The organism is Georgenia soli (genome assembly GCF_002563695.1).
GTDB lineage: Bacteria > Actinomycetota > Actinomycetes > Actinomycetales > Actinomycetaceae > Georgenia > Georgenia soli.
Window position 1 is genome coordinate 3486214 of the sequence record NZ_PDJI01000004.1, and the last position, 23638, is coordinate 3509851.

Annotated in this window: 28 protein-coding genes; 21 read left to right on the plus strand and 7 right to left on the minus strand. The window is 73.5% G+C overall.

Annotated elements, in window-relative coordinates:
• Window positions 1–73: 73 nt before the first annotated feature.
• The 3 genes from ATJ97_RS17030 to ATJ97_RS17040 are packed head-to-tail and all read right to left on the minus strand — an operon-like array spanning window position 74 to window position 1667.
• Entirely contained in the window at window positions 74–736 is a 663-nt protein-coding gene (locus ATJ97_RS17030; RefSeq protein ID WP_245862675.1) for a pyridoxine/pyridoxamine 5'-phosphate oxidase, read from the minus strand.
• A complete protein-coding gene (locus ATJ97_RS17035) occupies window positions 733–1005 on the minus strand; it encodes a hypothetical protein (protein WP_098484754.1) in 273 nt (90 codons plus the stop codon). The genes ATJ97_RS17030 and ATJ97_RS17035 overlap by 4 nt, the downstream gene beginning before the upstream one ends.
• Entirely contained in the window at window positions 1002–1667 is a 666-nt protein-coding gene (locus ATJ97_RS17040; RefSeq protein ID WP_098484755.1) for a DsbA family oxidoreductase, read from the minus strand. Before ATJ97_RS17040 ends, ATJ97_RS17035 begins: the two co-directional genes overlap by 4 nt.
• Before the next feature lie 138 nt (window positions 1668–1805).
• Between ATJ97_RS17040 and ATJ97_RS17045 the strand changes: the two genes are divergently transcribed.
• Together ATJ97_RS17045 and ATJ97_RS17050 are read left to right on the plus strand one after the other, a co-directional pair.
• Window positions 1806–3038, plus strand: coding sequence for an AGE family epimerase/isomerase (locus tag ATJ97_RS17045; protein ID WP_098484756.1), 1233 nt, complete (start codon window positions 1806–1808; stop codon window positions 3036–3038).
• Between the two features lie 194 nt (window positions 3039–3232).
• Window positions 3233–4408 (plus strand): LCP family protein, encoded by a 1176-nt coding sequence (locus ATJ97_RS17050; RefSeq protein ID WP_245862677.1) that lies wholly within the window; start codon window positions 3233–3235, stop codon window positions 4406–4408.
• A gap of 31 nt (window positions 4409–4439) precedes the next feature.
• Here the strand turns inward: ATJ97_RS17050 and ATJ97_RS17055 are convergent, their stop codons facing one another.
• Window positions 4440–4841, minus strand: a complete 402-nt coding sequence (locus ATJ97_RS17055) for a VOC family protein (RefSeq protein WP_098484757.1) — start codon at window positions 4839–4841, stop codon at window positions 4440–4442.
• Between the two features lie 167 nt (window positions 4842–5008).
• On the opposite strand from ATJ97_RS17055, the gene ATJ97_RS17060 reads away from it, so the two are divergent.
• The 4 genes from ATJ97_RS17060 to ATJ97_RS17075 all read left to right on the plus strand — a co-directional run bounded on the left by ATJ97_RS17060 (window position 5009) and on the right by ATJ97_RS17075 (window position 7375).
• On the plus strand, window positions 5009–5443 hold the full coding sequence (locus tag ATJ97_RS17060; RefSeq protein ID WP_098484758.1) for a VOC family protein: 435 nt from the start codon (window positions 5009–5011) through the stop codon (window positions 5441–5443).
• A 114-nt stretch (window positions 5444–5557) separates the two neighbouring features.
• On the plus strand, window positions 5558–5836 hold the full coding sequence (locus ATJ97_RS17065) for a hypothetical protein (RefSeq protein ID WP_098484759.1): 279 nt from the start codon (window positions 5558–5560) through the stop codon (window positions 5834–5836).
• Entirely contained in the window at window positions 5833–6666 is an 834-nt protein-coding gene (locus ATJ97_RS17070; RefSeq protein ID WP_098484760.1) for an SDR family oxidoreductase, read from the plus strand. The genes ATJ97_RS17065 and ATJ97_RS17070 overlap by 4 nt, the downstream gene beginning before the upstream one ends.
• A 64-nt stretch (window positions 6667–6730) precedes the next feature.
• Window positions 6731–7375 carry an arsenate reductase ArsC gene (locus ATJ97_RS17075; RefSeq protein ID WP_098484761.1) on the plus strand — a complete coding sequence of 215 codons (645 nt, stop codon included), beginning with the start codon at window positions 6731–6733 and terminating at the stop codon, window positions 7373–7375.
• A 6-nt stretch (window positions 7376–7381) separates the two neighbouring features.
• On the opposite strand, the gene ATJ97_RS17080 is transcribed toward ATJ97_RS17075, so the two are convergent.
• Window positions 7382–8215, minus strand: a complete 834-nt coding sequence (locus tag ATJ97_RS17080) for a class II glutamine amidotransferase (protein ID WP_245862681.1) — start codon at window positions 8213–8215, stop codon at window positions 7382–7384.
• A 148-nt stretch (window positions 8216–8363) separates the two neighbouring features.
• Between ATJ97_RS17080 and ATJ97_RS17085 the strand changes: the two genes are divergently transcribed.
• The 7 genes from ATJ97_RS17085 to ATJ97_RS17110 all read left to right on the plus strand — a co-directional run bounded on the left by ATJ97_RS17085 (window position 8364) and on the right by ATJ97_RS17110 (window position 13925).
• Window positions 8364–8798 (plus strand): SRPBCC family protein, encoded by a 435-nt coding sequence (locus tag ATJ97_RS17085; protein WP_098484763.1) that lies wholly within the window; start codon window positions 8364–8366, stop codon window positions 8796–8798.
• A 116-nt stretch (window positions 8799–8914) separates the two neighbouring features.
• Window positions 8915–10231 carry an alpha-amylase family glycosyl hydrolase gene (locus ATJ97_RS17090; protein WP_098484764.1) on the plus strand — a complete coding sequence of 439 codons (1317 nt, stop codon included), beginning with the start codon at window positions 8915–8917 and terminating at the stop codon, window positions 10229–10231.
• 132 nt (window positions 10232–10363) lie between these two features.
• Window positions 10364–10522 carry a hypothetical protein gene (locus ATJ97_RS19900; protein WP_170037528.1) on the plus strand — a complete coding sequence of 53 codons (159 nt, stop codon included), beginning with the start codon at window positions 10364–10366 and terminating at the stop codon, window positions 10520–10522.
• Between the two features lie 15 nt (window positions 10523–10537).
• A complete protein-coding gene (gene nadD, locus ATJ97_RS17095; RefSeq protein ID WP_098484765.1) occupies window positions 10538–11248 on the plus strand; it encodes a nicotinate-nucleotide adenylyltransferase in 711 nt (236 codons plus the stop codon).
• Window positions 11245–12876 (plus strand): hypothetical protein, encoded by a 1632-nt coding sequence (locus tag ATJ97_RS17100; RefSeq protein WP_098484766.1) that lies wholly within the window; start codon window positions 11245–11247, stop codon window positions 12874–12876. Before nadD ends, ATJ97_RS17100 begins: the two co-directional genes overlap by 4 nt.
• Before the next feature lie 36 nt (window positions 12877–12912).
• The gene (gene rsfS, locus ATJ97_RS17105; protein WP_098484767.1) at window positions 12913–13311 is read left to right on the plus strand and encodes a ribosome silencing factor; all 399 of its coding nucleotides are present in this window, start codon (window positions 12913–12915) and stop codon (window positions 13309–13311) included.
• A complete protein-coding gene (locus tag ATJ97_RS17110) occupies window positions 13308–13925 on the plus strand; it encodes a histidine phosphatase family protein (protein WP_098484768.1) in 618 nt (205 codons plus the stop codon). The genes rsfS and ATJ97_RS17110 overlap by 4 nt, the downstream gene beginning before the upstream one ends.
• Before the next feature lie 58 nt (window positions 13926–13983).
• Here the strand turns inward: ATJ97_RS17110 and ATJ97_RS17115 are convergent, their stop codons facing one another.
• The gene (locus ATJ97_RS17115; protein ID WP_098484769.1) at window positions 13984–14373 is read right to left on the minus strand and encodes an ankyrin repeat domain-containing protein; all 390 of its coding nucleotides are present in this window, start codon (window positions 14371–14373) and stop codon (window positions 13984–13986) included.
• 161 nt (window positions 14374–14534) lie between these two features.
• Here ATJ97_RS17115 and ATJ97_RS17120 point away from each other — a divergent pair, with 161 nt between their 5' ends.
• The 8 genes from ATJ97_RS17120 (at window position 14535) to ATJ97_RS17155 (ending at window position 22580) form a co-directional block, all read left to right on the plus strand.
• On the plus strand, window positions 14535–15254 hold the full coding sequence (locus ATJ97_RS17120; RefSeq protein ID WP_098484770.1) for a GAF domain-containing protein: 720 nt from the start codon (window positions 14535–14537) through the stop codon (window positions 15252–15254).
• Window positions 15251–16708 (plus strand): PP2C family protein-serine/threonine phosphatase, encoded by a 1458-nt coding sequence (locus ATJ97_RS17125; protein WP_098484771.1) that lies wholly within the window; start codon window positions 15251–15253, stop codon window positions 16706–16708. The genes ATJ97_RS17120 and ATJ97_RS17125 overlap by 4 nt, the downstream gene beginning before the upstream one ends.
• A 43-nt stretch (window positions 16709–16751) precedes the next feature.
• Window positions 16752–17231 carry a transporter substrate-binding domain-containing protein gene (locus tag ATJ97_RS17130; protein ID WP_098484772.1) on the plus strand — a complete coding sequence of 160 codons (480 nt, stop codon included), beginning with the start codon at window positions 16752–16754 and terminating at the stop codon, window positions 17229–17231.
• The gene (locus ATJ97_RS17135) at window positions 17228–18229 is read left to right on the plus strand and encodes a cation diffusion facilitator family transporter (protein ID WP_098484773.1); all 1002 of its coding nucleotides are present in this window, start codon (window positions 17228–17230) and stop codon (window positions 18227–18229) included. The genes ATJ97_RS17130 and ATJ97_RS17135 overlap by 4 nt, the downstream gene beginning before the upstream one ends.
• 167 nt (window positions 18230–18396) lie before the next feature.
• Window positions 18397–19143 (plus strand): MBL fold metallo-hydrolase, encoded by a 747-nt coding sequence (locus ATJ97_RS17140; protein ID WP_098484774.1) that lies wholly within the window; start codon window positions 18397–18399, stop codon window positions 19141–19143.
• Window positions 19144–19222: 79 nt separating this feature from the next.
• The gene (locus ATJ97_RS17145) at window positions 19223–19471 is read left to right on the plus strand and encodes an acyl carrier protein (RefSeq protein ID WP_098484775.1); all 249 of its coding nucleotides are present in this window, start codon (window positions 19223–19225) and stop codon (window positions 19469–19471) included.
• Between the two features lie 170 nt (window positions 19472–19641).
• Window positions 19642–22101: a molybdopterin oxidoreductase family protein gene (locus tag ATJ97_RS17150; RefSeq protein WP_098485571.1), complete on the plus strand. Its 2460-nt coding sequence runs from the start codon at window positions 19642–19644 to the stop codon at window positions 22099–22101.
• Window positions 22098–22580: a hypothetical protein gene (locus ATJ97_RS17155; RefSeq protein ID WP_098484776.1), complete on the plus strand. Its 483-nt coding sequence runs from the start codon at window positions 22098–22100 to the stop codon at window positions 22578–22580. Before ATJ97_RS17150 ends, ATJ97_RS17155 begins: the two co-directional genes overlap by 4 nt.
• Window positions 22581–22603: 23 nt before the next feature.
• Here ATJ97_RS17155 and ATJ97_RS17160 read toward each other — a convergent pair whose 3' ends face one another.
• Window positions 22604–23317 carry an SOS response-associated peptidase gene (locus ATJ97_RS17160; RefSeq protein WP_098484777.1) on the minus strand — a complete coding sequence of 238 codons (714 nt, stop codon included), beginning with the start codon at window positions 23315–23317 and terminating at the stop codon, window positions 22604–22606.
• Window positions 23318–23638: the final 321 nt, after the last annotated feature.

The window sequence follows — 23638 nt, forward strand, 5'->3', positions numbered from 1 at the left end:
CCCGGACGGACGAGGTCGGGCCCGGGCGGCGGACCCGGCAAGGGCACCTGCCCGGGCCCGCAGGGCCGGAAGGTCACGGCCAGAGCAGCTCGGTGGTCCAGCGGCCCGGCGCCCCGTCCGTGCGGTAGCGCAGCCGGACGTTGCCCGGCCGCGCGGCCTGGAAGAACTCCACGGTGTCCGGGGCGAGGGCGTGGTCGGTCCACCGCTCGTCGACGAGGTCCGGGTCGGCCCGCACCTGCTCGAGCGCGTCGGCGAACGCCGCGGCGTAGCGCTCGAGGCTGTCGAGGTGCTCGCTCTGGTGGCCCACCAGGGTGCCCGCGCGCGAGGCCTCGGACCGGGCGCGGAAGTGCTCCGCCGCCTCGGGGCCGAGGTCCGACACCGACCCGCTGAGCCGGACCTGACGTCCCAGCACCGGCCAGAAGAACGTCATCGCGGCGCGGGGCCGTGCGGCGAGGTCGAGCGCCTTGGGGCTCGAGCGGGGCGTGGAGAAGTGCCAGCCGGCGGCGTCGACGTCCGTGAGCAGCACGTTGCGCGCCGTGACCCGGCCGTCCGGGCCCACGGTGGCCACCACCACGGCGTGCGGGGCGGGCACGCCGGTGGCGACCGCGTCCTCGAGCCAGCCGAGGAACAGCTCCGCCGGTGCGGCGGGCGCTCGCTCGACGTCGAACGGCGGCAGGTCCTCGGGGAACGTCGTGAGGCCACGCAGGCGGGCACGCAGCCCGTCGGCGGCGGTCACCGCAGCGGGTCGGTCGGAGCGGGTGCGGCCGGCGGCTCGGCGGGATCGGGCGACTGCTCACCGATCCCGGCGGACCGCTCGCCGGCGCCGGCCGGCTGGGGGCCCGGGTCCACGGGGTGGCACCCGTCCGGTCCGCAGAAGCCGACCGCGTCGCCGCCGATCCCCTGCAGCCCCGGCACCGGGACGAGGGTGAGCGGGGCGGGCGGTGCCTGCTCCGTCGTCGTCCCGGCCCGCGACGAGGTCCGGTCCGCCGTCGGCAGGTCCGTCACCGGACCCCCTCGGAGGCGGCGGCCTTCTCCTCGGCGACCTTCTGCAGGACCTGCGCGAAGGTCTCGGGCGCCTGGGCGCCGGAGACGCCGTACTTGTTGTCGATGACGTAGAACGGCACGCCGTTGATGCCGTACGCGCGGGCCTGGGCGATGTCCTGCTGGACGTCGGCGCGATACGTGCCCTCGGCGAGCGCGGCGCGCACGTCGTCGGGGTCCAGGCCCGCCTCCGCGGCGATGGCGACGAGATCCTCGTCGTGGCCCACGTGGCGCCCCTGCTCGAAGTAGGCGGAGAACAGCTTCTCGACGACGTCGAGCTGGAGGCCCTTCGCCTTGGCGAGGTGGAGCACCTCGTGGGCCTTGAGGGTCTTGGTGTGCCGGACCGAGCCGAAGTCGTAGTCCAGGCCCTCCGCCGCGGCGAGCCCGGTGACCTGCTCGAGCATCTGGGCCACCTGCTCCCTGGGCATGCCCTTGTGGCCGGCGAGGAAGTCCACCTCGGAGCCCTCGAAGTCCACCGGGGTGTCGGGCGCCAGCTCGAAGGAGTGGTACTCGACGGTGACGTCCCCGCCGAACTGCGCGGCCCCCTTCTCGAAACGGCGCTTGCCGATGAAGCACCACGGGCAGGCGATGTCGGACCAGACGTGCACGGAGATCGGTTCGCTCATGACCGGCTCAACCGGACCGCGCCGTCCTTCATTCCGGGCGCTTCCGGAGCACCGCGTCGAGGGGCCTCGGTACGCTGGCGGCCGGCCGGCCCGTCGACGGTGCCGGGCAGACGCCACTCACGGGGGAGCGACCGTTCGATGACCACCTGGCTGGGCACGCCCGCGCACGCGCGGTGGCTGGAGCACGAGTCGGACGCGCTGCTGCGTTTCGCGCGCGCCTCCCGCACCCCGCAGGGCTTCGGCTACCTCGACGCCGCCGGAGCGGTCGACCCCGCCCGCCCCAGCGAGCTGTGGATCACCTGCCGCATGGTGCACGCGTTCGCCCTCGGCACGCTCCTCGGCCGGCCCGGCTGCGCGCCGCTCGTCGACCACGGTCTCGCGTGCCTGGCCGGGACGTTCGAGGACCCCGAGCACGGCGGCTGGTTCTCCGCCGTCGGACCCGAGGGGCCGACGTCGGAGCGCAAGGAGGCCTACCCGCACTCCTTCGTCCTGCTCGCCACCTCCTCCGCGACGGCGGCCGGCCGGCCCGGTGCGGCCGAGCTCTTCGAGCGGGCCCGCCGGGTCTCGCTCGAGCGGTTTTGGCGCGACGACGAGGGCATGGTCGTGGAGAGCTGGGACCGGACCTTCAGCGAGCTCGAGGCCTACCGCGGCGTCAACGCCAACATGCACACGGTCGAGGCGTACCTCGCCACCGCGGACGTCACCGGCGACGACGCCTGGCTCGACCGGGCCGTGCGCATCGCCCGCCGGGTGGTGGACGGCTTCGCCCGCCCGGCGTCGTGGCGCCTCCCCGAGCACTTCGACCCCGCCTGGTCCCCGCTGCCCGACTACAACCGCGAGGACCCCGCGCACCCCTTCCGCCCGTTCGGCGCCACCGTGGGGCACTGGTTCGAGTGGGCCCGGCTCACCCTCCAGGCCCGCGACGCCCTGACCTCCCGTGGCCGGGACGCGGGCGGGTGGATGCTCGACGGCGCACGCTCGCTCTTCGCGACCGGCGCCGCGGAGGGGTGGGCGGTCGACGGCGCGGAGGGGTTCGTCTACACGGTCGACTTCGGCGGGCGTCCGGTGGTGCGCGAGCGGATGCACTGGGTGCTCACCGAGGCGCTCGCTGCCGCCGCCGTGCTGCACCGCGTCACCGGTGAGGACGAGTACGAGCGCTGGTACCGCACCTGGTGGGACTACGCCGCCGAGCACCTCCTCGAGGCACCCGGCGCCTGGCGGCACGAGCTCGACCCCGCCAACCGGCCGAGCGCCCGGACCTGGTCCGGCAAGCCCGACGTCTACCACGCGCTGCAGGCGACCCTGCTGCCGCGGCTGCCGGCGAGCCCGGCGATCGCCCCCGCGCTCGCGGCGGGCCTGCTCGACACGTAGGGCGGGGCGCGCTCACCCTGCGTCACCCCTCGCCCCCACCCGGGGCGAGGGCGGCCGAATCACCCCTCGATCACCGCCCGAGGTAGCAGTGGCTCCTCGTGACCGCTGGTGCGCTGGATCCTCCCAGCCACAGCGAGGTCACGATGCTCACGAACTTCGTCAGCCCCACCGGACCGGTCGGCTAGGGCCGGGCCGTGACGACGCAGACGCGGCCGCCGGCCGGACTGCACGAGCCCCGTCCCGGCCGGGCGACCCCCGGCACCCCGGGCCGCCCGGACGGCGACGGCGACCCGACGGCGCCGCTGGCCCTGCCGGCGGGCGGGCGCGGTGGCCGCCGGGCGGGGCGGGTCGCCGTCCTCGTCGCGCTCGCCATCCTGCTGACCGTGGCGGGGGCGGGCGTCGCCGGCGTCTCCTACCTCCAGGGGCGGCTCGAGGCCGGCATCGAACGCCTCGGCGACCCGTTCGCCGCCATCCCGACCCGGCCCGAGAACGCGCCGCGAACCGCCGTGGGCGACGGCGCCGCGGCGGCCGGACGGGCCCCCGTCAACATCCTGATCCTCGGCTCGGACAGCCGGATCTCGGCCGGCGACCCCAGCCGGTGGACGGCCGGCGCGCAGCGCACGGACGCCATCATGCTGGCGCAGATCTCGGGCGACCGGCGGAGCCTGACCATGATGTCGATCCCGCGCGACTCCTGGGTCGACGTCCCCGGCCACGGCGAGGCCAAGATCAACGCCGCGTTCTCGTGGGGCGGCCCCACGCTCATGATCCAGACGGTCGAGCAGCTGACCGGGGTGCGGATCGACCACTTCGCCGTCGCCGACTTCGAGTCCTTCGCCGTGCTCACCGACGAGCTGGGCGGGGTGGAGCTCACGCTCGCCCAGCCGCTCGACGCCGGCGGCGTCACCCTCGAGGAGGGCACCCACGTGCTCGACGGTGAGCAGGCGCTCGCCTACGCCCGCGAGCGGTACAACGTCGAGGGCGGCGACTTCGGCCGCGTCCAGCGCCAGCAGAACTGGATGCGCGCGATCATGCGCTCGATCTTCGACCGGGAGCTGCTCACCGACCCGGTCCGGCTGATGTCCACGCTCGAGGCGGTCACCCGCTCGCTCTCCCTCGACGACGGCCTCACCGTGTCGAAGATGCGCGACCTCGCCATCGGCGCCCGCACGCTGCGCCCGGACTCCGTCCGCTTCATCACCGCGCCGTACGTCGGCACCGGCCGGAGCCCGGACGGGGCCCAGTCGATCGTGCTCCTCGACGAGCCGCGGCTGCAGGAGGTCAGCGACGCGTTCGCGGAGGACCGCGTCGGGGAGTACCTGGAGGAGCATCCCGACGCCGCACCGGCCCTCGGTGACCACGTGGACTAACGGTCACGGACGACGGCGGACCCGCGGCTCCTCAGTACGCGTCGGCCCCCTCGGCGAAGAGCGTCACGTGCAGGCCCGCCGCCACCTCGAGGCGGGAGTTCAGCGAGTGCCACGGCGTCACCGTGGGCGGCGCGACCAGCTCGGCCCCCGCCTCGACCAGCTTGTCCGTCATCGCTGGGGTGTCGTCCACCTCGAACGCGAGCCGGATCTTCGGGGCGACGTGCCGGCCGACCTCGACGTCGTCGATGAGGTCCTTCTGCGCGGGGTTGGCGATCTCGAGCGTGGCCCGGCCGGCCCCCATGATCGTCACCTCGGCGCCGCCGTCGGACGAGTAGGTCTCCTCGACCGGCAGCCCGACCACGTCGCGGAAGAACGCGACCGCCCTCTCGTAGTCCTCGGCCTCGACGACGACGCGCAGCTGGTGGACGCCCATCTGGCGAGAGTACCGAGCCACCCCCGGGGTGGCTACGGGTCCGCCGGCACGGCCGGGCGCCGGGGAGACCGGCCGGTGAGCGGCAGGGCGGCGAGGACCTGGCGCGTGTCGGTGGGGCGTGGTTGCCTCGTCCCACCACGAAGGCGCCGTCGGACACAGGAGACCTCATGGCAGCAACGGTGCAGATCACCTTCGACGCGCACGACCCCGGCACCCTTGCCACCTTCTGGGCGGAGGTGCTCGGCTACGAGCTCGACCCGCCGCCGGCCGGGTTCGACTCGTGGGACGAGGCGCTCGACGCCTGGGGCGTGCCGGAGGAGCGGCGCAACGACCGGTCCGCCGTCAGCGATCCCGACGGCAGGGGGCCACGGCTGTTCTTCCAGCGGGTGCCCGAGGGGAAGACCGCGAAGAACCGGGTGCACCTCGACGTGCGTGCGGCACCCGGTCTCCAGGGCGAGGAGCGCATGGCGGCGCTGGAGGAGCGGTGCGAGCAGCTGGTCGCGGCGGGGGCCCGTCGGGTGCGGCGTTTCGAGCCCGGCCCGCTCGACGCCGGCTGGATCGTCATGCAGGACCCGGAGGGGAACGAGTTCTGCCTCGACTAGTTGTGATGTCCGGTTGCGGACCGACGGGCCGACGGACCGCCGTCCCGGCGTGCGCGGCCCCGGAGCTCTGCCTACGGTCGAATCCACCGCAGTACCGCACCCGAAGGAGGAGCCATGGCGTCCGAGAGCAGCACGACCACCGATCACGACGAGATCCGCCGCTGGGTCGAGGAGCACGACGGCAAGCCCGCGAGCGTGCGAGGCACCGAGGGGTCCGACCAGGCCGGTGTCCTGCGCATCGACTTCCCCGGCGGAGCCGGCGAGGACCAGCTGGAGCACATCAGCTGGGACGACTGGTTCGCGAAGTTCGAGGACGAGAAGCTGGCGTTCCTGTACCAGCAGAAGAAGGCGGACGGCAGCGACTCCACGTTCTTCAAGCTGGTCTCGCGGTGAGCGCCACCCCTGCGCCCACCGAGAGACCCGCAGCGTTCGAACCCACCAGGATCATCGTCACCGGGGCCGACTCGGGGATCGGGAGGGCGACGGCCGTCGCGCTCGCGGCCCCGGGCCGGCAGGTCGCGGTCACCTGGCACGAGGACGAGCCCGGCGCGCAGGCGACGGCGGAGGAGGTGCGCGCGGCCGGGGCCACCGCCCACGTGCGCCGCCTCGACCTCTCCGAGCCGCGCAACGGCACCGCGGTCGTCGACGAGCTCGCCGAGGCGATGGGCGGCGTGGACACCCTCGTGATGAGCTCGGGGACCGGGAGCTCGACCCTGCTGCTCGAGATGGACTGGAGCACCTGGCGTGACGTCGTCGCCGTGGACCTCGACGGGGCCTTCTGCTGCCTCCAGGCCGCCGCCCGTCACATGGTGGCGGCCGGCAACGGCGGCCGGATCGTGGCCATCACCTCCGTGCACGAGCACGCCCCCCGCGTGGGCGCCGGCCCGTACTGCGCCGCCAAGGGCGGACTGGGTCTGCTGGTCAAGGTGGCGGCCCTGGAGCTGGCCGAGCACGGCATCACCGTCAACGCGGTGGCGCCGGGCGAGATCGCCACGCCCATGACGGGCCAGGAGGACGAGTCGGTGCTCGAGGACAAGTACCGGCCGGGCATCCCCGTCGCGCGCCCCGGGGACGCGCGCGAGATCGCCGCGACCGTGGCGTTCCTCTGCGGGCCCGACGCCGGGTACGTCAACGGTGCCTCGTGGGCCGTCGACGGCGGCATGCTCACCATGGGCCCGATGGCCGGCTCGCACCTGACGAGCGACGACTGGCGGCGTCCCTGACCGCACGGCGTGCCGCGCGCCCGCCCGGGGGCAGGCCTACGCTGGGACCGTCCTGGGAGGCGTCATGACCCGCAACGGGATGCCCGGGCTCTCGGACCCCGACCACGAGCTGCGCGGCGTCGTCGCGGACCTGACGCGCAGGTACGAAGGGACGATCGACAGCGAGACGGTCGAGCGCACGGTGATGGAGTCCTACACCGCGCTGGCACGCACGGCGCGGGTGACGACCCACCTGCCCGTGCTTGCCGCCCACTTCGCCGCCGACCGTCTGGCGGCACTGGCCCAGAGCCGGAACGTACGCCCCCGCGTCTGCCCGGAGGTCCTGTTCGTCTGCGTGCAGAACGCCGGACGTTCGCAGATGGCGGCCCTGCTCCTCGAGCACTACGCGGCGGGCCGCGTGCACACCCGGTCCGCCGGCGCGGCACCGGTGCCACAGGTCCACCCCAACGCCGTCGCCGTCATGGCGGAGCGGGGCCTCGACATGAGTCACGCCTACCCGAAGCCGCTCACCGACGACGTCGTGCGGGCCGCGGACGTGGTCATCACGATGGGTTCGAAGGACGCGGTGCCCGTCTACCCGGGCAAGAGGTACGAGGAGTGGGGCCTGGCCGACCCGGCCGAGGACACGATCGAGGAGGCCCGGCGCATCCGGGACGAGGTCGATGCCCGGGTCCTCCGGCTCCTGGAGGAGCTGGCGCTCGGCTCCTAGCGTCGGTCAGGGGCGGCGGGGCGCGAACGCGTGCTGCTCACCCCGGCCGTCCTCGGTGATCATGCCCCAGCACGACTCCGGTACCTCGGCCCAGGCGTCGGGCATGTCGCGCAGCGGCTCGGAGACGATCAGCCGGGCGGTGTCCGGCAGCGTGCCGAAGACCGGGACCTCCGGGTGCATGCGCCGGAGCTGACCGATGTGCGTGGAGTGGTACAGCGACCGGGACCTCCCGACGGAGGAGTAGCGGAAGGCCCAGGTGGTGCTGCCGTCGGCCGTGGCGACCGTCATCTGGACCGGGTGGCGGATGCCCGCGCCGGCCGCCACCTCCTCCACGAGGCCCACGGCCCTCTCGACGGCGGCCGGCGGGTCGTCGCGCAGCCCGAAGGTGAGCGCCAGGTAGAAGAGCACCTCCGAGTCCGTGGAGCCCTCGATGTGCGGGTACAGCTCCGGGGCGACGGCGCCGACGAGCTCGCGCTTGATCGTCGGGAACCCCGTGATGCCGCCGTTGTGCATCCACATCCACGTCCCGTGACGGAAGGGGTGGCAGTTGCTGCGCTGCACCGGGGTGCCGGTCGAGGCCCGGATGTGCGCGAAGAGCAGCCCGGTGCGGATCTGCCCGGCGAGCTCGCGCAGGTTCTCGTCGTTCCAGGCGGGCTCCGTGCTCTTGAACAGCGCGGGCACGTCCCCCTCGCCGTACCAGCCGATGCCGAAACCGTCCCCGTTGGTCGTCGTGGCCCCCAGCTTGGAGTGCAGAGCCTGGTCGATCAGCGAGTGGACCGGCCGGAACAGCAGGTCGTCGGCGAGGACGGGCTCGCCCGAGTACGTCATCCAACGGCACATGCCGCACCTCCTCGGCGCCCATCCCAGCAGCCCCGGCAGGCCGGCGCACGACGGCGAGGGTCGTGCGCCCCGGAGGTCCCGCTGTCCTGAGGGGTGGTGCTGTCCGCCCCTGCTCGTCATCCTGGTACGACCAGGTCAGGAGGAGCCCATGGCCGACAACGTCTCGACGTGCAGCACCGACATCGGCGCCCTGCCGCGCACCGTGTGGACCGTCCTCACCAGCCCGGAGCTGCTCAGCCGCGTCATGTTCGGCGCCGCCGTGGACAGCGACTTCGTCCCCGGCAGCCCGATCACGTTCACCGGCGAGTGGGAGGGCCGACGGTTCGAGGACCACGGCAAGATCCTCGACGTCGACGAGCCGCGGCTGCTGCGGCACACGCACTTCAGCCCGCTCACGGGTGAGGCGGACGTGCCGGAGAACTACCACACGGTCACGTGGCGGCTCGAGGAGGTCCCGGGCGGCACCCGCGTCACGCTGACCCAGGACAACAACCCCACGCCGGAGGCCGCCGAGCACTCCACGGAGAACTGGCGCCGGGCCCTGGCGGAGCTGCGGCACACGGCCGAGCTGCTCAGCGGCTGAGTCGCTCGGGCGGCGCCCACGGGCCGACGCCCCCGCGCGTGCGCAGCACGCCCCGCGCCGTCGCCGCAGCACGCCCCGCGTCGCCGCCGCCGCGCGCCTGCGCGAGGATGAGCGGGATGACCACCTGGCACGAGCACGCGATCTTCTGGCACGTCTACCCGCTCGGGTTCGTCGGCGCGGAACCCGTCCTGGACCCCTCCGCCGAGCCCGTGCACCGACTCGGGCACCTGACCGGCTGGCTCGACCACGCCGTCGGGCTCGGCGCGTCCGCCGTCCTGCTCGGGCCCGTCTTCACCAGCCACAGCCACGGCTACGACACCCTCGACCACTTCACGATCGACCCCCGGCTCGGCGACCGCGCCGACTTCGACGCCCTGGTCGCCGCCGCCCACGAACGCGGGCTCAAGGTGGTCCTGGACGGCGTCTTCAACCACGTCGGCTCCCGGCACCCGGCCTTCCTCCGGGCGCTCGACGGCGGACCGGCCACACCCGAGGCAGAGATGTTCCGCCTCACCTGGAAAGAGGGCGCCCCGCCCGGCACCCCGCCCGAGCGCGAGACGTTCGAGGGCCACGCGGGACTCGTGGCGCTGAACCACGACGCCCCCGCCGTCGTCGAGCTGGTGCGGGACGTGATGCGGCACTGGCTCCGCGCCGGGGCGGACGGCTGGCGGCTGGACGCCGCCTACGCCGTGCCGCCGTCGTTCTGGGCGAAGGTCCTGCCGGCGGTCCGGGCGGAGTTCCCGGACGCGTACGTCGTCGGCGAGGTCATCCACGGCGACTACGCCGGCGTCGTGGCGGAGTCCGGCATGGACGCCGTCACCCAGTACGAGCTGTGGAAGGCGATCTGGAGCAGCATCGAGGACGTCAACTTCTACGAGCTCGACCACGCGCTGGGCAGGCACAACACCTTCCTCGAGACGTTCGCGCCGATGACGTTCGTCGGCAACCACGACGTCACGCGCATCGCCACCCGCCTGAGCGACCGTCGCCACCTCGCCCACGCCCACGTCGTCCTCATGACGGTGGGTGGCACCCCGTCGGTCTACGCCGGGGACGAGCTCGCGCTCGAGGGCGTCAAGGAGGAGCGGCTGGGCGGTGACGACGCGATCCGGCCCGTGTTCCCGGACCGCCCGGACGACCTCGTCGGGGCGGACACCGGGATGCTCGCGCTGCACCGGGAGCTGATCGGCCTGCGCCGGCGTCACCCGTGGCTGCACCGCGCCCGGACGACGACGCTGGAGCTGCGCAACGAGCTCCTCGCGTACGAGGTGGCCGCTGCGGGCGAGCGGCTCGTCGTCGTCCTCAACCTTGCCGACGGCGACGCGCAGGCCCCGGCACAGGGCGCCACCGCGGTCCTCGCGGGCACGGCCCGGACCGACGGCGGCCGTGCGGTGGTGCCAGGCCACGGCTGGGCCGTGCTCGGCGAGCGCTGAGACAAGGCGCTCGAAGGCCGTCGGGCACCGGGCTCAGGTGCGACACGTGCCACGCGGACGGGCGGCACCCGCCCTCCACGAGTCGTGCAAGACTGTCCTTCAGACAGTTCCAGGACTGGTGGAAGGGAAACCATGAAGAGCTCGCTCGTGATGTTCGCCGCCCAGGAGGCAGACAAGGCCGAGGCCGCCGCGGCCGTGAGCCCGTACGTCCTCGGCGCGATCACCCTGGCGATCGCCATCTTCCTGCTGCTCGTGACGTACGCGTTCCGCAACGTCCACACCCGTCACTGACCCGCAGGAGCTGCGATGGCGTGGGGTGCACGGTCGAGGCGGCGGGTCGGTGTCATGGGCGGCACCTTCGACCCGGTGCACCACGGGCACCTCGTGGCCGCGAGCGAGGTGCTGGAGTCCTTCTCGCTGGACGAGGTCATCTTCGTCCCGACGGGGGAGCAGCCGTTCAAGTCGGACCGTGACGTCACCGAGGCCGAGCACCGCTACCTCATGACGGTGGTCGCCACCGCGTCCAACCCCCGCTTCACCGTGTCGCGGCTGGAGATCGACCGGCCGGGCAAGACCTACACCATCGACACCCTGCGCGAGCTGAAGCTGCAGCTGCCCGACACCGAGCTCTTCTTCATCACCGGCGCCGACGTGCTCCCCCAGATCCTGACCTGGAAGGACGCCGACGAGCTGTGGTCGCTGGCGCACTTCATCGGCGTCACACGTCCCGGTCACGAGCTGGACACCTCGGGGCTGCCCGAGGCGGGCGTCTCGCTGCTCGAGGTGCCGGCCATGTCCATCTCCTCGACGGACTGCCGCGAGCGGGTCGCCGCCGGCAAGCCGGTCTGGTACCTCGTGCCGGACGGGGTGGTGCAGTACATCGCCAAGTACGGCCTCTACCGCAAGGGCTCGGCGAAGGTCGACGACTTCTCACGGCCGACGCCGCGCCGCAGGACCAACGCCCGGGAGCAGCACAGCATGAACCTGCCGCCCCGGGCCGTAGGAGCAGGTAAGTGAACCAGCAGGAACCCTCCACCGAGACCAGCGGTCTGGGGGAGCGCCGGCGCCGTCGTGAGGCCGAGCGCGCCGCACGCCTTGCCGCCGAGAAGGCGGGGCAGGCCCAGCCTCTGACGCGTCGGGAGCTGCGGCGTCGCCAGCTCGAGGAGCAGGCCCGGCTCGAGGCGATCGCCACGGGCGAGCTGCCGCTCGTGGACGAGGCCGGCCGGCCGCTGGGTCCCGAGGCCGCGGCGGAGGCGGCCGCGGCCGCGTCTGCCCCCGCTGTGTCGGCGTCGAGCCCTGCCCCGGCGGCGTCGAGCCCTACCGTGTCGGCGCCGAGCCCTGCCGTGACGACGGCGGAGCCGCGCGCGGCCGCCCAGCCGCCCGCACCGGTGGCGGCCGACCGCGTCCCCGACCCGCCCGCGCCTGCCGAGGAGCCGGAGCCGGCCACGGCCGAGCGCGCCGCCGCGACCGCCCGCTCCCGGCGCTCGATGCGCGAGCGGCTGCAGGAAGCCCCGTCAGCAGGTCCGGAGGAAGCACCCGGCGAGCGGACCGCGACCACTCGCCGGCCGGTCGTCCGCGCCCCGCACACGGCTCGGGGCGTGCGCAGCCTCGACTCCACCGGCGCCCTGACCGGCGTCCAGCCGGTGCAGCCGCCCGCCACCCCGACGCGCCCCGCCCCGGCCGCCCCCGAGGCCCCCGTGACCACCGACCCCGCCGGCTGGGCGGCCGCGGCCGCGTTCCCGGCGCCGCGGTTCGCGTCGGTGCCGGACGACACCACCATCGTCATCGACGCCGTCCCCGCGTCTTCCGGTGCCCCGCGCAACCGATCCGGGACCGCCCCGGCCCCGTCTGCCTCGACCCCGTCGGGCTCGACCAGGTCGGTCTCGACCCCGTCAGGCTCGACCAGGTCGGCCTCGACCCCGTCGGGCTCGGCCAGGTCCGCCGGGACCACGTCCACGCCGGTGTCGGCCGCCAGCGCCCGGTCGGCCGCCAGCGCCCGGTCGGCCGTCTCGCCGGGACCGGCTCCCGCGGCACCCTTCACCGCTGGGTCGCCCGAGCCGCACGCGCCGGAGCCGCACGCGCCCGAGCCTGGTCCGGGGCCTGTCTTCGCGCCCGTCCGCCGGGAGCCGACGGAGGCGGAGAAGGCCCGTGCCGCGTCGTCGCCCGCCCGCGTCCCCTCTGCGGCGAGCGGACCGGAGGCGGTCGCGGCCGCCGCCCTCGACAGCGACGGTGAGTCGGACCAGGACGACTACCAGGAGGCTCGCCCGCAGTGGGCCTCCCTCGCCGAGTTCTCCGCCGCCACCTCCGACTCCCCGGAGGAGCCCGGCGAGGGCGTGAGCTCGCGCGAGCCGGCCCGCCGGTCGGTGCGTGATCGCATGGCCGGGCCCGCCGGCGCCATGAGCGCGCGCAGCGCGGAGGACACGGAGGAGGAGACGGCGTACGGCAACGAGGTCGAGACGCGCAACCCCGCCGCGTCGCTCGTGAAGATCGTCGCACTCGTCCTCGCCGCGGTCGTCATCGGCCTGCTCATCGGTCTGCTGGCCTTCAACCAGGGCGACGACGGCGCCTCCGTGCGGATCCAGTCCCTCGGCCACGCCGCCGCGGCCGCCCCGACCGCCGCGGCCGCCCTCGGCGAGAACCCGTAGGATCACCCGAGACCCCCTTTCGTCCCGAGGAGACCTGTGGCTGCTGACGTCCGATCCCGCCATCTCGCCGTCGTCGCCGCGCGCGCCGCGGCCGACAAGAAGGCGCAGGAGATCATCGCGCTCGACGTCTCGGAGCGGCTCGTCCTCACCGACGTCTTCCTCGTCGTCTCGGGGGCGAACGAGCGCCAGGTCAAGGCGATCGTGGACGCCGTCGACGAGGCCCTGCACAAGGAGGGCGCCAAGGCGGTGCGCAAGGAGGGCGTGGGGGAGGCCCGCTGGGTCCTCATGGACTACGGCGACGTCGTCGTCCACGTCCAGCACGAGGAGGACCGCGAGTACTACGCCCTCGAACGCCTCTGGAAGGACTGCCCCGTCGTCGACCTCCCGGGCGACCTGTACGCCCCCGCAGACGGTGACGGTGACACCCACGCATGACCGCCGGAACCGTCATCCTCTGGCGTCACGGTCAGACCGACCACAACGCCGCCCGGCGCCTCCAGGGGCAGTCCGACATCCCGCTCAACGACGCGGGCATCCGGCAGGCCAACCTGGCCGCCACCGCCCTCGCCGCGCTCGAGCCCACCCGCATCATCACGTCGGACCTGGGACGTGCGGTCTCCACGGCCCAGGCCCTCGCCGACCGCACCGGCCTCCAGCCCACCACGGACGTCCGGCTGCGTGAGCGCAGCTTCGGCGCCTGGGAGGGACTCACGCAGGAGGAGATCAAGACGTCGTGGCCCGACGCCTTCGACGCCTGGCGTCACGGCCGCGAGCCTGAGGGGGTGGGGGCCGAGACCCGCACCGCCTGCGGGACCCGCGTGGCCCGGGCCGTCGAGGAGGCGGCCGCGGAGCTCGACGAGCGCGACGTCCTCGTCGTCGTCGGGCACGGCGCCGCGATCACGCTGGGGCAGACCGTCATGCTCGGTCTCGACCCCGGGAACTGGTTCGGGCTGACCGGCCTGGAGAACAGCGGCTGGACTCTCATGCACCCCAACCCCGGCCGCGAGCCGGAGTGGCGCCTGAGCGCCTACAACCTCGGCCTGGACTGACCGAACCAGAACCCGGACCCGGACCCGGGCCAACGGCGGCGCCGCCCGGGCACCTGCCTCAGCGCGGGCGCGGGTCCAGGAGCGCCGTCATCTCGGGCAGCCCGAAGTACTGCGCCGTGGCGCGGGCGCTCGGCTGCCCCGCGTCAGGGTCGGCGCCCGAGTCCAGCAGCATCCTGGCGATCTCCGCGTCCTGCCTGAAGACGGCGCACGTCAGCGCGTTCTGCGACCGGTCGTTGAGCCGCCTGACGTCGGCGCCGCGGTCGAGCAGCGCCCGAACCGTGCCGGCCTGCTCGTGGTACGCCGCGAGGATCAGCAGGGTGTCGCCCTTGGCATTCGTGAGGTCCACCGGCGCCCCAGCGTCGAGGAGAGCCGTCAGCTCCGCGGTCCGGCCCTCCCGGGCCATGTCGAACATCTGGTGCGCGAGGTCGATGGCGGCATCGTCGGTCATGGTGCCCCACGATAGGTGCCCGCGCCCGGGAGAGGCGACGGCGCGGCACCGACCCGCTTGCCGAGCCGCACGGTCCCTCCGGGACTATCGTGGCGAGCATCCAGCCGCGACGGAGCGGCACGGCCGGGGGTCCCCGGTCAGCCCGGCGGACGGAGGTGCCGATGCCTGAGTCGCTGCCGCTGGGCGAGGAGCTTGCGCGGGCGTACGCCCGCGCCTCGGGCCTGCTCCTGACGACCGAGACGGTCCACAACGGGCTGCGGCTCGTCACCTCCGTCGCGGCCGAGGCGCTGCCGAGGACCGCCGGTGCCGGCGTCACGGTCAGCGACGGCGACGCGGTGACGACCGTGGCGGCCACCGACCCGCTGGTGCTGCGGGCGGACGAGGCCCAGTACCGGTCCGGCGACGGGCCCTGCCTGACGGCGTGGGAGGTGCACGGCACCGTGCGGATCGACGACGTGCGGCAGGAGGAGCGCTGGCCGCAGTGGTGCCGTGCGGTCCGGGACACCGACGTGCGGTCGGTCCTGAGCACGGCGCTGGTCGCCGGGGACACCGCCGTCGGGGCCATCAAGGTCTACTCCACGGTGCCCCGCGCCTACGGCGGCGGCAGCGAGCACCTGCTGCGGATGTTCGCCGCCCAGGCCGCGACCCTGGTGATGCACGCCCGGACCGGGGAGGAGGCCCAGCGGCTCAGCGACGAGCTGAGGGCCGCCGTCCGGACGCGCGACGTGGTCGCGACGGCGCGCGGCATCCTCATGGAGCGCGATCACCTCGGCGAGGCCGACGCGCTCGCCCTGCTGATCGCCCTCGCCCGGCGTGAGCGGCGTGACCTCGAGGACGTCGCGCTGGGGCTCCTCCGTTCGACGGCACGCCGGCAGCGATGAGCGAGGCGGGGGTCGGGCGGGACGACCAGCAGCGCGCCGCGCTGCGGCAGGTCTCCGAGCGCGCCGGGATCGGTCCGGGCCTGTGGTGGCGCCGGTACTTCGCCCTCGGCGGCAACGCCGGCCAGGCGGAGCTGGAGGACTTCGCCGAGGGGCGGGGCTCGCTGTCCGCCGGCGACCGGGACCTCCTCGCCCAGGCCGTCAACGAGCTGCTCGAGGCCCGTGCCGCCGTGCGACGGGTGCCCTACAGCGGACGCGTGCGCGACCCCCGCCCCTCCGAGGGCCCCCTCGCGGCGCTGCTGACCCTCCTGCAGGGCATGCACGTCGCCCCGCCCGACCGGGTCGCCGCCGTCGTCGCGTCGGCGGGCGAGCAGCTGGGCGTCCAGATCGGGGTCTACCTGGTCGACTACGACCACGTCGAGCTGCGTCCGCTCGGCGAGGGCCGGCGCCTCGGCGTCGACGCCTCCCTGCCGGGGCGGGCCTTCCGCGACATGGAGATCAAGGTCGCGCGGTCGGACCGGGGGAGCCGGTTGTGGGTGCCCGTGGTCGACGGCGCCGAACGGCTCGGGGTGCTCGAGGTGGTGCCCGGCGAGGTGGGCGACCTCGACGATGCCCTCCTGCACAGCCAGCTGGCATGGCTCGCCACGCTCCTCGGTCACCTGCTGACCACCACGACGAAGTACGGCGACGCCCTCGACGTCGTCCGCCGCCGGCAGCCCCGCAGCGCCTCCGCGGAGCTGGTCTGGCAGCTCCTGCCGCCGGTGACGGCGGGCACGGACAAGGTGGTCGTCACCGGGATCGTCTCCCCGAGCGAGGACGTCGGCGGCGACGCGTTCGACTACGCGTTGTCGGAGACGACGGCGCACCTGGCGATCTTCGACGCGAACGGGGACTCGCTCGGCGCGGGTGCCATCACGGCGATGGGCCTGTCCGCGTACCGCAGCGCACGGCGCAACGGCGGCTCGCTCTTCGACCAGGCGATGGCGGTCGACGTCGCGATCGGGGAGGACCTGGCCCGGCTCGGCCGGACCATCACCGCCGTGCTCGCCGAGCTCGACCTCGACCACGGCCGCCTGCGCTGGGTCAGCGCCGGCCACCCGGCGCCCCTGCTGATGCGCCGCGGCAAGGTGGTCAAGGAGCTCGGCGGCGGCCGCCGCCCGGAGTTCGGCGTCCCGGCGCGCGAGGTGACCGTCGCGGAGGAGACGCTCGAGCCGGGGGACTGGCTGGTGCTCTACACCGACGGCATCACCGAGGCCCGCGACGCGGACGGGGCGGTCTTCGGCCTCGACCGGCTGGAGGACTTCCTCGCGCGGGAGGCGGCCACCGAGCACCCGCCGCCGGAGCTCGTGCGCCGTCTGGTGCGTGACGTCCTCGACCACCAGCGGGGGGTGCTGCAGGACGACGCCACGGTGCTGGTGGCCCGCTGGGGCGACTACCGCCGCTGGCTGACCCCCTGATCGCTCGAGTGGCGAAGAACCCGAAGCACGGTTCACTAGGGCTGTGACCAGGAACTTTGCATTCGCGGCCACCGTGCTGGTGGCGCTGGGAGGTTGCACCGCGACCATCCCGACCGACCCTGACGGCACGCTGGACAGGGTGAGCGGCGGGACGCTGAGGGTCGGCGTGTCGCCCAGCCCGCCGTGGACCGACCTCCCGGACGGCCCGAACGGTGAACCGGCCGGCACCGAGGTCGAGCTGGTCGAGGAGTTCGCCCGCAGCATCGACGCCGAGATCGTGTGGGTCCCGGGCGGCGAGGAGGAGCTGGTGGGCCAGCTCGAGCACGACGAGCTCGACCTGGTGATCGGCGGGCTCACCGCGAAGTCGCCGTGGTCGAGCAAGGTCGCGCTGACCTACCGCTACGTCTCCACCACCGGGCCCCGCGGGGAGAAGGAGCTGCACGTCATGGCCGCGCCCATGGGCGAGAACGCCTTCCTCGTGGAGCTCGAACGGTTCCTCCTCGACCAGGACCTGCCGGCATGAGCGCGCGGTTCGGGAGGACCGAGCTCCCCGAGGAGCAGGAGCGGGCCCTGCGCCGGGCCGTCCGTCTCGCGTGGCTGACGATCGCGTTCCTCGTCACCGCCGTCACCGGGGTGTACCTGGCGATGGGCAGCTCGCAGGCGATGAAGGCCGCGTGGATGGAGGACATGCTGTCCTTTATCCCGCCGGTCGCCTTCCTCCTCGCCGTGCGCCGGACCCGCCGCCCGCCCACCCCCGAGCACCCGTACGGCTACCACCGGGCGGTCGGGGTGGGGCACCTCGTCGCCGCCACCGCGCTGCTCGCCATGGGCGCGTTCATGGTCTTCGACTCCGCGTCCGGCCTCGTCAAGGCGGAGCACCCGCCCGTCGGCCTGATCGAGGTCGGCGGGTTCACGCTCTGGTCCGGGTGGCTCATGATCGCCGTCATGGCGTACACGGCCGTGCCGCCGGTGCTGCTGGGTCGGGCCAAGATGCCGCTCGCGGAGGCGCTGCACGACAGGGTCCTGTACGCCGACGCCGACATGAACAAGGCCGACTGGATGACGGCGGTCGGGGCGATCGTCGGCATCCTCGGGATCGGGCTCGGGCTGTGGTGGGCGGACGCCGTGGCCGCCCTGTTCATCTCCGGCAGCATCCTCAAGGACGGGATCACCAACCTCAAGGTCGCCGTCGCGGCCCTGATGGACGCGCGCGCCGAGACCTACGACGGGCGCGACCCGCACCCGCTGGTGCTCGCGATCGACGAGCAGCTCGGCGCCGTCGATTGGGTCGAGGAGGCCCGCAGCCGCGTGCGCGACCAGGGCCACGTGTTCCACGTCGAGTCCTTCGTGGTGCCCCGGCCGGGCTACCACCCGACCCTCGAGGACCTCCGGCTCGCGCGCGAGCACGTCGTCGACCTCGACTGGAAGGTCGACGACATGGTGGTCATCCCCGTCGAGGAGCTGCCGGACAGGATGCTCCCCGGGGTGAAGGAGCAGGCGGGCAGCCACGACGCCGGCTGAGCGCGCCGTCGCCGGACCACGGCTGCGGACGCCGTCGCCCTGAAGATGCGACCCACCTCGCTGCCGCCGATAGTGGAGGAGGACCCACGGCCGCGGCGCGCCTCGACCCGGCCCGACCCGGGACGAGCCGCACCGCGAGCAGCGACGAGCGCGACGAAGGAGAACGGATGCTGGAGCGAGACGTCGGCAAGGGCGTGCACCGGCTGGAGCACGCCTACGTCAACTGCTACCTGATCGAGGACGACGACGGCCGCCTCACGGTCGTGGACGCGGGCCTGCCGGCCTTCTGGCCGCTGCTCGGGCAGGCGCTGCAGGAGCTGGGCCGTCGCCCCGGGGACGTCGCCGCCCTGGTGCTCACGCACGCGCACTTCGACCACGTGGGGGTGGCCCGCCGCCTCCAGGAGCGCCTGGGCGTGCCGGTCTGGGCGCACGAGAAGGAGCAGTACCTCGCTGCGCACCCCTACCACTACGCGCACGAGAACATGCGGGGCATCTACCCGCTGCGCTACCCGCGCGCCGCGCGGATCCTGGGGGCGATGACGTGGGCCGGCGCGCTGACCGTCAAGGGCGTGAGCGCGACGCGGTCGCTCGAGGACGGCGCCACCCTCGACGTGCCGGGCCGGCCCCGGGTCATCCTCAGCCCCGGGCACACCTACGGGCACTGCGCCCTGCACCTGCCCGACCGTGACGTCCTGATCACCGGCGACGCGCTGGTCACGCTCGACCCGTACACCGCGCACACCGGCCCGCGCATCATCGCTGGCGCCGCCACGGCGGACTCGGCCATGGCCCTGGAGTCCCTCGACCTGCTCGCCGCCACCGGCGCCGGCACCGTCCTGCCCGGGCACGGCGAGCCGTGGCTGGAGGGGATCGGCTCCGCCGTCGTCGCGGCGCGGGCCGCCGGACCGTCCTGACCGCACGGTCAGGAGGAGGGCGGGCGCCTGCCGGCTCCCGCCCGGGAGGGAACCCGACACAACCGAAGGAGTGAGCAGCATGGCTACCGGAGAGACCGGTTTCGACGACGTCACCTACGACCTCATCTCGGTGCAGTACCACTCGCTCAAGGCCGGGCACGACTACGGGCAGTACGTCCGTGACGCCCGCAACGCGGGCAAGGAGGACATCGCCGCCTTCTTCGAGAAGATCATGGCGGAGGACTCCGAGCGGGCCCGTCAGTGCCACGAGTTCCTGCGCGAGCTCGGGCCGGGCACCGACAACACGGCGCCGCAGCAGGGCTCCTGACGCACGGCCGGCCCCCGACCCTCCGGGGCGGGGGCCGGTTCAGGTCCGACAGGCAGCGGTGCCCCGGTTGCGGCACGGCCGGAGCGGCGGTTCCCTGGCCCGAAGGGTGCTTCGCCGCCCGGCCGGTGGTGCGACGACCGGTGGACGCCGGTGACGACGAGGAGGTTGCCATGGGACGAGTGGACCGGATAGCCGACGTGTGGGGGACGCGGACGCCCTACGGGCAGGGCGAGACGTGGCCCACCCGCGTGGACACGCACCTGGAGGAGGGGCTCGGCCCGGAGGACGTGGACCGCTGGGTGCAGACGGCGTCGATCATGCACTCCAACGGGGACGCCCTCGACATCGCCGTCAAGGACGACCGCATCGTCGGGGTCCGGGGCCGCGCCGTCGACCGGGTCAACCACGGCCGGCTCGGGCCGAAGGACCTGTTCGGCTGGCAGGCCAACGCCTCGCCCGACCGGCTCACACGGCCCCTGGTCCGCAAGAACGGCGAGCTCGTCGAGACGTCGTGGGAGGAGGCGATGGACGCCGTCGTCGGCCGCACGAAGGAGCTGCTGGAGGAGCAGGGGCCGAGCGCCGTCGGGTTCTACACCACGGGCCAGCTCTTCCTGGAGGAGTACTACACGCTCGGCCTGATCGCCCACGGCGGGATCGGCACGAACCACGTCGACGGCAACACCCGCCTGTGCACCGCGACGGCGGCGGCCGCGCTGAAGGAGTCCTTCGCCTCCGACGGGCAGCCCGGCTCGTACACGGACATCGATCACGCCGACGTCATCGCCCTGTACGGCCACAACATGGCCGAGACCCAGGTGGTGCTGTGGACGCGCATCCTCGACCGGCTCGCGGGCCCCAACCCGCCGGCGATCATCTGCGTGGACCCGCGGCCCACCCCCGTGGCGCAGCACGCGACCGTCCACCTGGCGCCCCGGCCCGGCACGAACGTCGCCCTGATGAACGGCCTGCTCCACGAGATCGTGGCCAACGACTGGGTCGACCACGACTACGTCGAGGCCCACGCCGTCGGCTTCGAGGAGCTGGCGAAACGGGTGAAGGACTACCCGCCGGAGCGGGTGGCGCAGATCTGCGACGTCCCGGAGGCGGACCTGCGCGAGGCTGCCCGGCTCATCGGCACCGCCGACCGGCTGATGTCCACGGTGCTGCAGGGCTTCTACCAGTCCCACCAGGCGACGGCGGCGTCCGTGCAGGTGAACAACATCCACATCGTCCGCGGCATGCTCGGCCGCCCGGGCTGCGGGCTGCTGCAGATGAACGGTCAACCCACGGCGGAGAACACCCGCGAGGCGGGCGCCGACGGTGACCTGGCCGGCTTCCGTAACTGGTCCAACGACGCGCACGTGGAGGACCTGGCGCGGGTCTGGAACGTCGACCCCATGGACATCCCGCACTACTCCCCGCCGACGCACGCCATGCAGATGATGCGCTACGTCGAGGAGGGGTCGATCCGGATGCTGTGGGTCCAGGCCACCAACCCGGTGGTCTCGATGCCGGAGCTCAACCGGATGCGGTCGATCCTCAGCCAGGAGCGGCTCTTCCTGGTGGTCCAGGACATCTTCCTCTCGGAGACGGCGCAGCTCGCGGACGTGGTGCTGCCCGCCGCGACGTGGGGGGAGAAGACCGGGACGTTCACCAACGCGGACCGCACGGTGCACCTGTCGGAGAAGGCGGTGGACCCGCCCGGCGAGGCCCGGCCGGACCTCGACATCTTCATCGACTTCGCCCACCGCCTGGGCCTGAAGGACAAGGACGGCGCCCCGCTGGTGAAGTGGTCCACGCCGGAGGAGGCCTTCGAGGCGTGGAAGGAGTGCAGCCGCGGACGGCCGTGCGACTACTCGGGCATGTCGTACGAGAAGCTGCGGGGCGGGAGCGGCATCCAGTGGCCGTGCACCGACGAGGCGCCCGACGGCACCGAGCGCCTGTACGCCGACGGGAAGTTCTTCGCCGACCCGCAGTACTGCGAGAGCTACGGCCGCGACCTCATCACCGGGGCCCCGCTCGAGCCCGACGAGTACAAGGCGATGAACCCCTCCGGCAAGGCGGTCATCAAGTTCGCCGAGTACCTGCCGCCGCACGAGCTGCCGAGCGAGGACTTCCCCCTGCAGCTCATCACCGGACGGACCGTGTACCACTTCCACACACGCACCAAGACCGGCCGTGCGCCGCAGCTGCAGGCGGCGGCGCCGGACGTGTGGGTGGAGGTCTCGGCCACCGACGCCGAGCTGCTCGGGCTGGAGGAGGGCGACCTCACCGAGATCTCGACGCCGCGGGGCAGCGTCCGCGCCCGGGCGCGGGTCAGCGGCATCCGGGAGGGCGTCGTCTTCCTCCCGTTCCACTACGGCTACTGGGACGTGGGCGGTCACGAGCCCGACGGCGAGGGCCGGGCCGCGAACGAGCTCACCATCACCGACTGGGACCCGGCGTCGAAGCAACCCATCTTCAAGACGGCGGCCTGCCGGGTGACGAAGGTGGGGGCGGGCGGCGGGACTGCGTCCCCGGCGCCGACGACGACGGCGTCCGCTCCGCTCGCGGGGGACGTGCCGCCCACGCGCGGCGGGGCAGGGGCCGACGTCGACGAGGAGCTGGCCACGGCTGGAGGTGCGCGATGAAGATCGGGCTCGTGCTGAAGGAGCTGCACCGCTCTGAGAACGACCTCGCCCACGAGCTGCTGCAGGTCTCGGACCGGCACAAGGTCGACCACGAGATCTACCACGTGGCCCGGGACCTGGCGCAGTGGTCGCAGCGCCACGTCAAGGAGATCGCCGCGATCGCCGAACGCTACGGCGAGAAGCTCGACCCGGAGCCGGAGGGGGAGTCCCACCTCGCCGAGCGGCTCATCGACAAGGGGTCGGAGCTGATGGGCCGCGCGAAGACCCCCGGGCTCCTGATGCTCCGCGACCTGCGCGAGCTCTACATGAAAGCCTCCGGGGTCTCCGTCGACTGGGAGATGCTCGCCCAGGCGGCGCAGGGCATCAAGCACACCGACCTGCTCGAGGTGTGCCAGCGGTGCCACCCCGACACGCTGCGGCAGATGCGCTGGGCCAACGGCAAGCTGAAGGAGGCGTCGACCCAGGCCATCGTCAGCTGAGCGCCCGGCCGAGGCGGCCGCGGTCAGACCTCGACGGGCTCGATGAGCTGCGGTCCGTCGTTGTTGACGTTCCCGACGGCGCGCCCGACCGGGCGGGGCACCAGGGACGGCTCAGGGATGGCGTCGATCATCGCCCGCACCTCCTTCAGGTCCTGGGTGCGCGGGTCGAGCCAGTGGTCGACCATGTCCGGCGGCAGCACCACGGGGGTGCGGTCGTGGATGTGGCCGAGGCTGTCGGCCGCCGTCGTCGTCATGATCGTGACCGTCCACAGCCACTTGTCCGGGTGGTCCTCCGGCAGGCGAGGGTCCTTCCAGAACTCGTACAGGCCGGCGAACGCGAGCAGCCCGTCGCCGTGGAGGAAGTACGGCTGCTTGCCGCCGTCGGGCATCTTCTGCCACTCGTAGTAGCCGTCCGCCGCCAGGACGCAGCGGCGCAGCGACGCCGCCCGCTTGAAGGACGGCTTCTCCGTCACGGTCTCCGAACGGGCGTTGATGAGCCGGGATCCAGACTTCGGGTCCTTCGCCCAGGAGGGGACCAGGCCCCAGCGAACCGTGCGCAGCTGCCGCACGGGCGGGGTCTCCGGCTCGTGGCGCGGAGCCCGCTCGAGGACCGCCCGGACGTCCTGCATCGGGGCGACGTTCCACGACGGCGGCAGCTCCTCGCCGACCACCTGCTCGATGTCGAAGGCGTTGACGAGATCCGAGTCGCGCCGGGCGTTTGCGTAGCGTCCGCACATGGGGGCCAGTGTGTCTCCTGCGTCGGGGAGGAGCCAACACGCCGACGCGCGGCTCTCGGTTCCGCAGAGCGGCGACCGGGCGGGCATCCGACCCATCTCCGGAACTTTCTTACAAAGTACGACTTACTTTTGGAATGCGTTGACACGCCCGCGATGTCCGACCACAGTGGTCCCTGTCACCGACAGACCGTGCGCGGTCCGTCCAGCGGCAAAGGTGCCCACACGATCGGACCTCAGCTTGAGTACACGTTTCCCGTGCCGCAGGCGCCATGGCCGGGCCCGCCACGGCAATCCTCGTGCTGTCCGCCTGCTCCTCCGGCA

Bases quoted from the DNA above. Each gene is read 5' to 3' on its own strand.
- ATJ97_RS17135 (WP_098484773.1), top strand. From the start codon at position 17,228: ATGAGCGCGCGGTTCGGGAGGACCGAGCTCCCCGAGGAGCAGGAGCGG.
- ATJ97_RS17155 (WP_098484776.1), top strand. From the start codon at position 22,098: ATGAAGATCGGGCTCGTGCTGAAGGAGCTGCACCGCTCTGAGAACGAC.
- ATJ97_RS17140 (WP_098484774.1), top strand. From the start codon at position 18,397: ATGCTGGAGCGAGACGTCGGCAAGGGCGTGCACCGGCTGGAGCACGCC.
- ATJ97_RS19900 (WP_170037528.1), top strand. From the start codon at position 10,364: ATGAAGAGCTCGCTCGTGATGTTCGCCGCCCAGGAGGCAGACAAGGCC.
- ATJ97_RS17075 (WP_098484761.1), top strand. From the start codon at position 6,731: ATGACCCGCAACGGGATGCCCGGGCTCTCGGACCCCGACCACGAGCTG.
- ATJ97_RS17090 (WP_098484764.1), top strand. From the start codon at position 8,915: ATGACCACCTGGCACGAGCACGCGATCTTCTGGCACGTCTACCCGCTC.
- ATJ97_RS17060 (WP_098484758.1), top strand. From the start codon at position 5,009: ATGGCAGCAACGGTGCAGATCACCTTCGACGCGCACGACCCCGGCACC.
- ATJ97_RS17120 (WP_098484770.1), top strand. From the start codon at position 14,535: ATGCCTGAGTCGCTGCCGCTGGGCGAGGAGCTTGCGCGGGCGTACGCC.
- ATJ97_RS17115 (WP_098484769.1), bottom strand. From the start codon at position 14,373: ATGACCGACGATGCCGCCATCGACCTCGCGCACCAGATGTTCGACATG.
- ATJ97_RS17055 (WP_098484757.1), bottom strand. From the start codon at position 4,841: ATGGGCGTCCACCAGCTGCGCGTCGTCGTCGAGGCCGAGGACTACGAG.
- ATJ97_RS17085 (WP_098484763.1), top strand. From the start codon at position 8,364: ATGGCCGACAACGTCTCGACGTGCAGCACCGACATCGGCGCCCTGCCG.
- ATJ97_RS17065 (WP_098484759.1), top strand. From the start codon at position 5,558: ATGGCGTCCGAGAGCAGCACGACCACCGATCACGACGAGATCCGCCGC.
- ATJ97_RS17040 (WP_098484755.1), bottom strand. From the start codon at position 1,667: ATGAGCGAACCGATCTCCGTGCACGTCTGGTCCGACATCGCCTGCCCG.
- ATJ97_RS17125 (WP_098484771.1), top strand. From the start codon at position 15,251: ATGAGCGAGGCGGGGGTCGGGCGGGACGACCAGCAGCGCGCCGCGCTG.
- ATJ97_RS17110 (WP_098484768.1), top strand. From the start codon at position 13,308: ATGACCGCCGGAACCGTCATCCTCTGGCGTCACGGTCAGACCGACCAC.
- ATJ97_RS17080 (WP_245862681.1), bottom strand. From the start codon at position 8,215: ATGTGCCGTTGGATGACGTACTCGGGCGAGCCCGTCCTCGCCGACGAC.
- ATJ97_RS17160 (WP_098484777.1), bottom strand. From the start codon at position 23,317: ATGTGCGGACGCTACGCAAACGCCCGGCGCGACTCGGATCTCGTCAAC.
- ATJ97_RS17150 (WP_098485571.1), top strand. From the start codon at position 19,642: ATGGGACGAGTGGACCGGATAGCCGACGTGTGGGGGACGCGGACGCCC.
- ATJ97_RS17045 (WP_098484756.1), top strand. From the start codon at position 1,806: ATGACCACCTGGCTGGGCACGCCCGCGCACGCGCGGTGGCTGGAGCAC.
- nadD (WP_098484765.1), top strand. From the start codon at position 10,538: ATGGCGTGGGGTGCACGGTCGAGGCGGCGGGTCGGTGTCATGGGCGGC.
- ATJ97_RS17145 (WP_098484775.1), top strand. From the start codon at position 19,223: ATGGCTACCGGAGAGACCGGTTTCGACGACGTCACCTACGACCTCATC.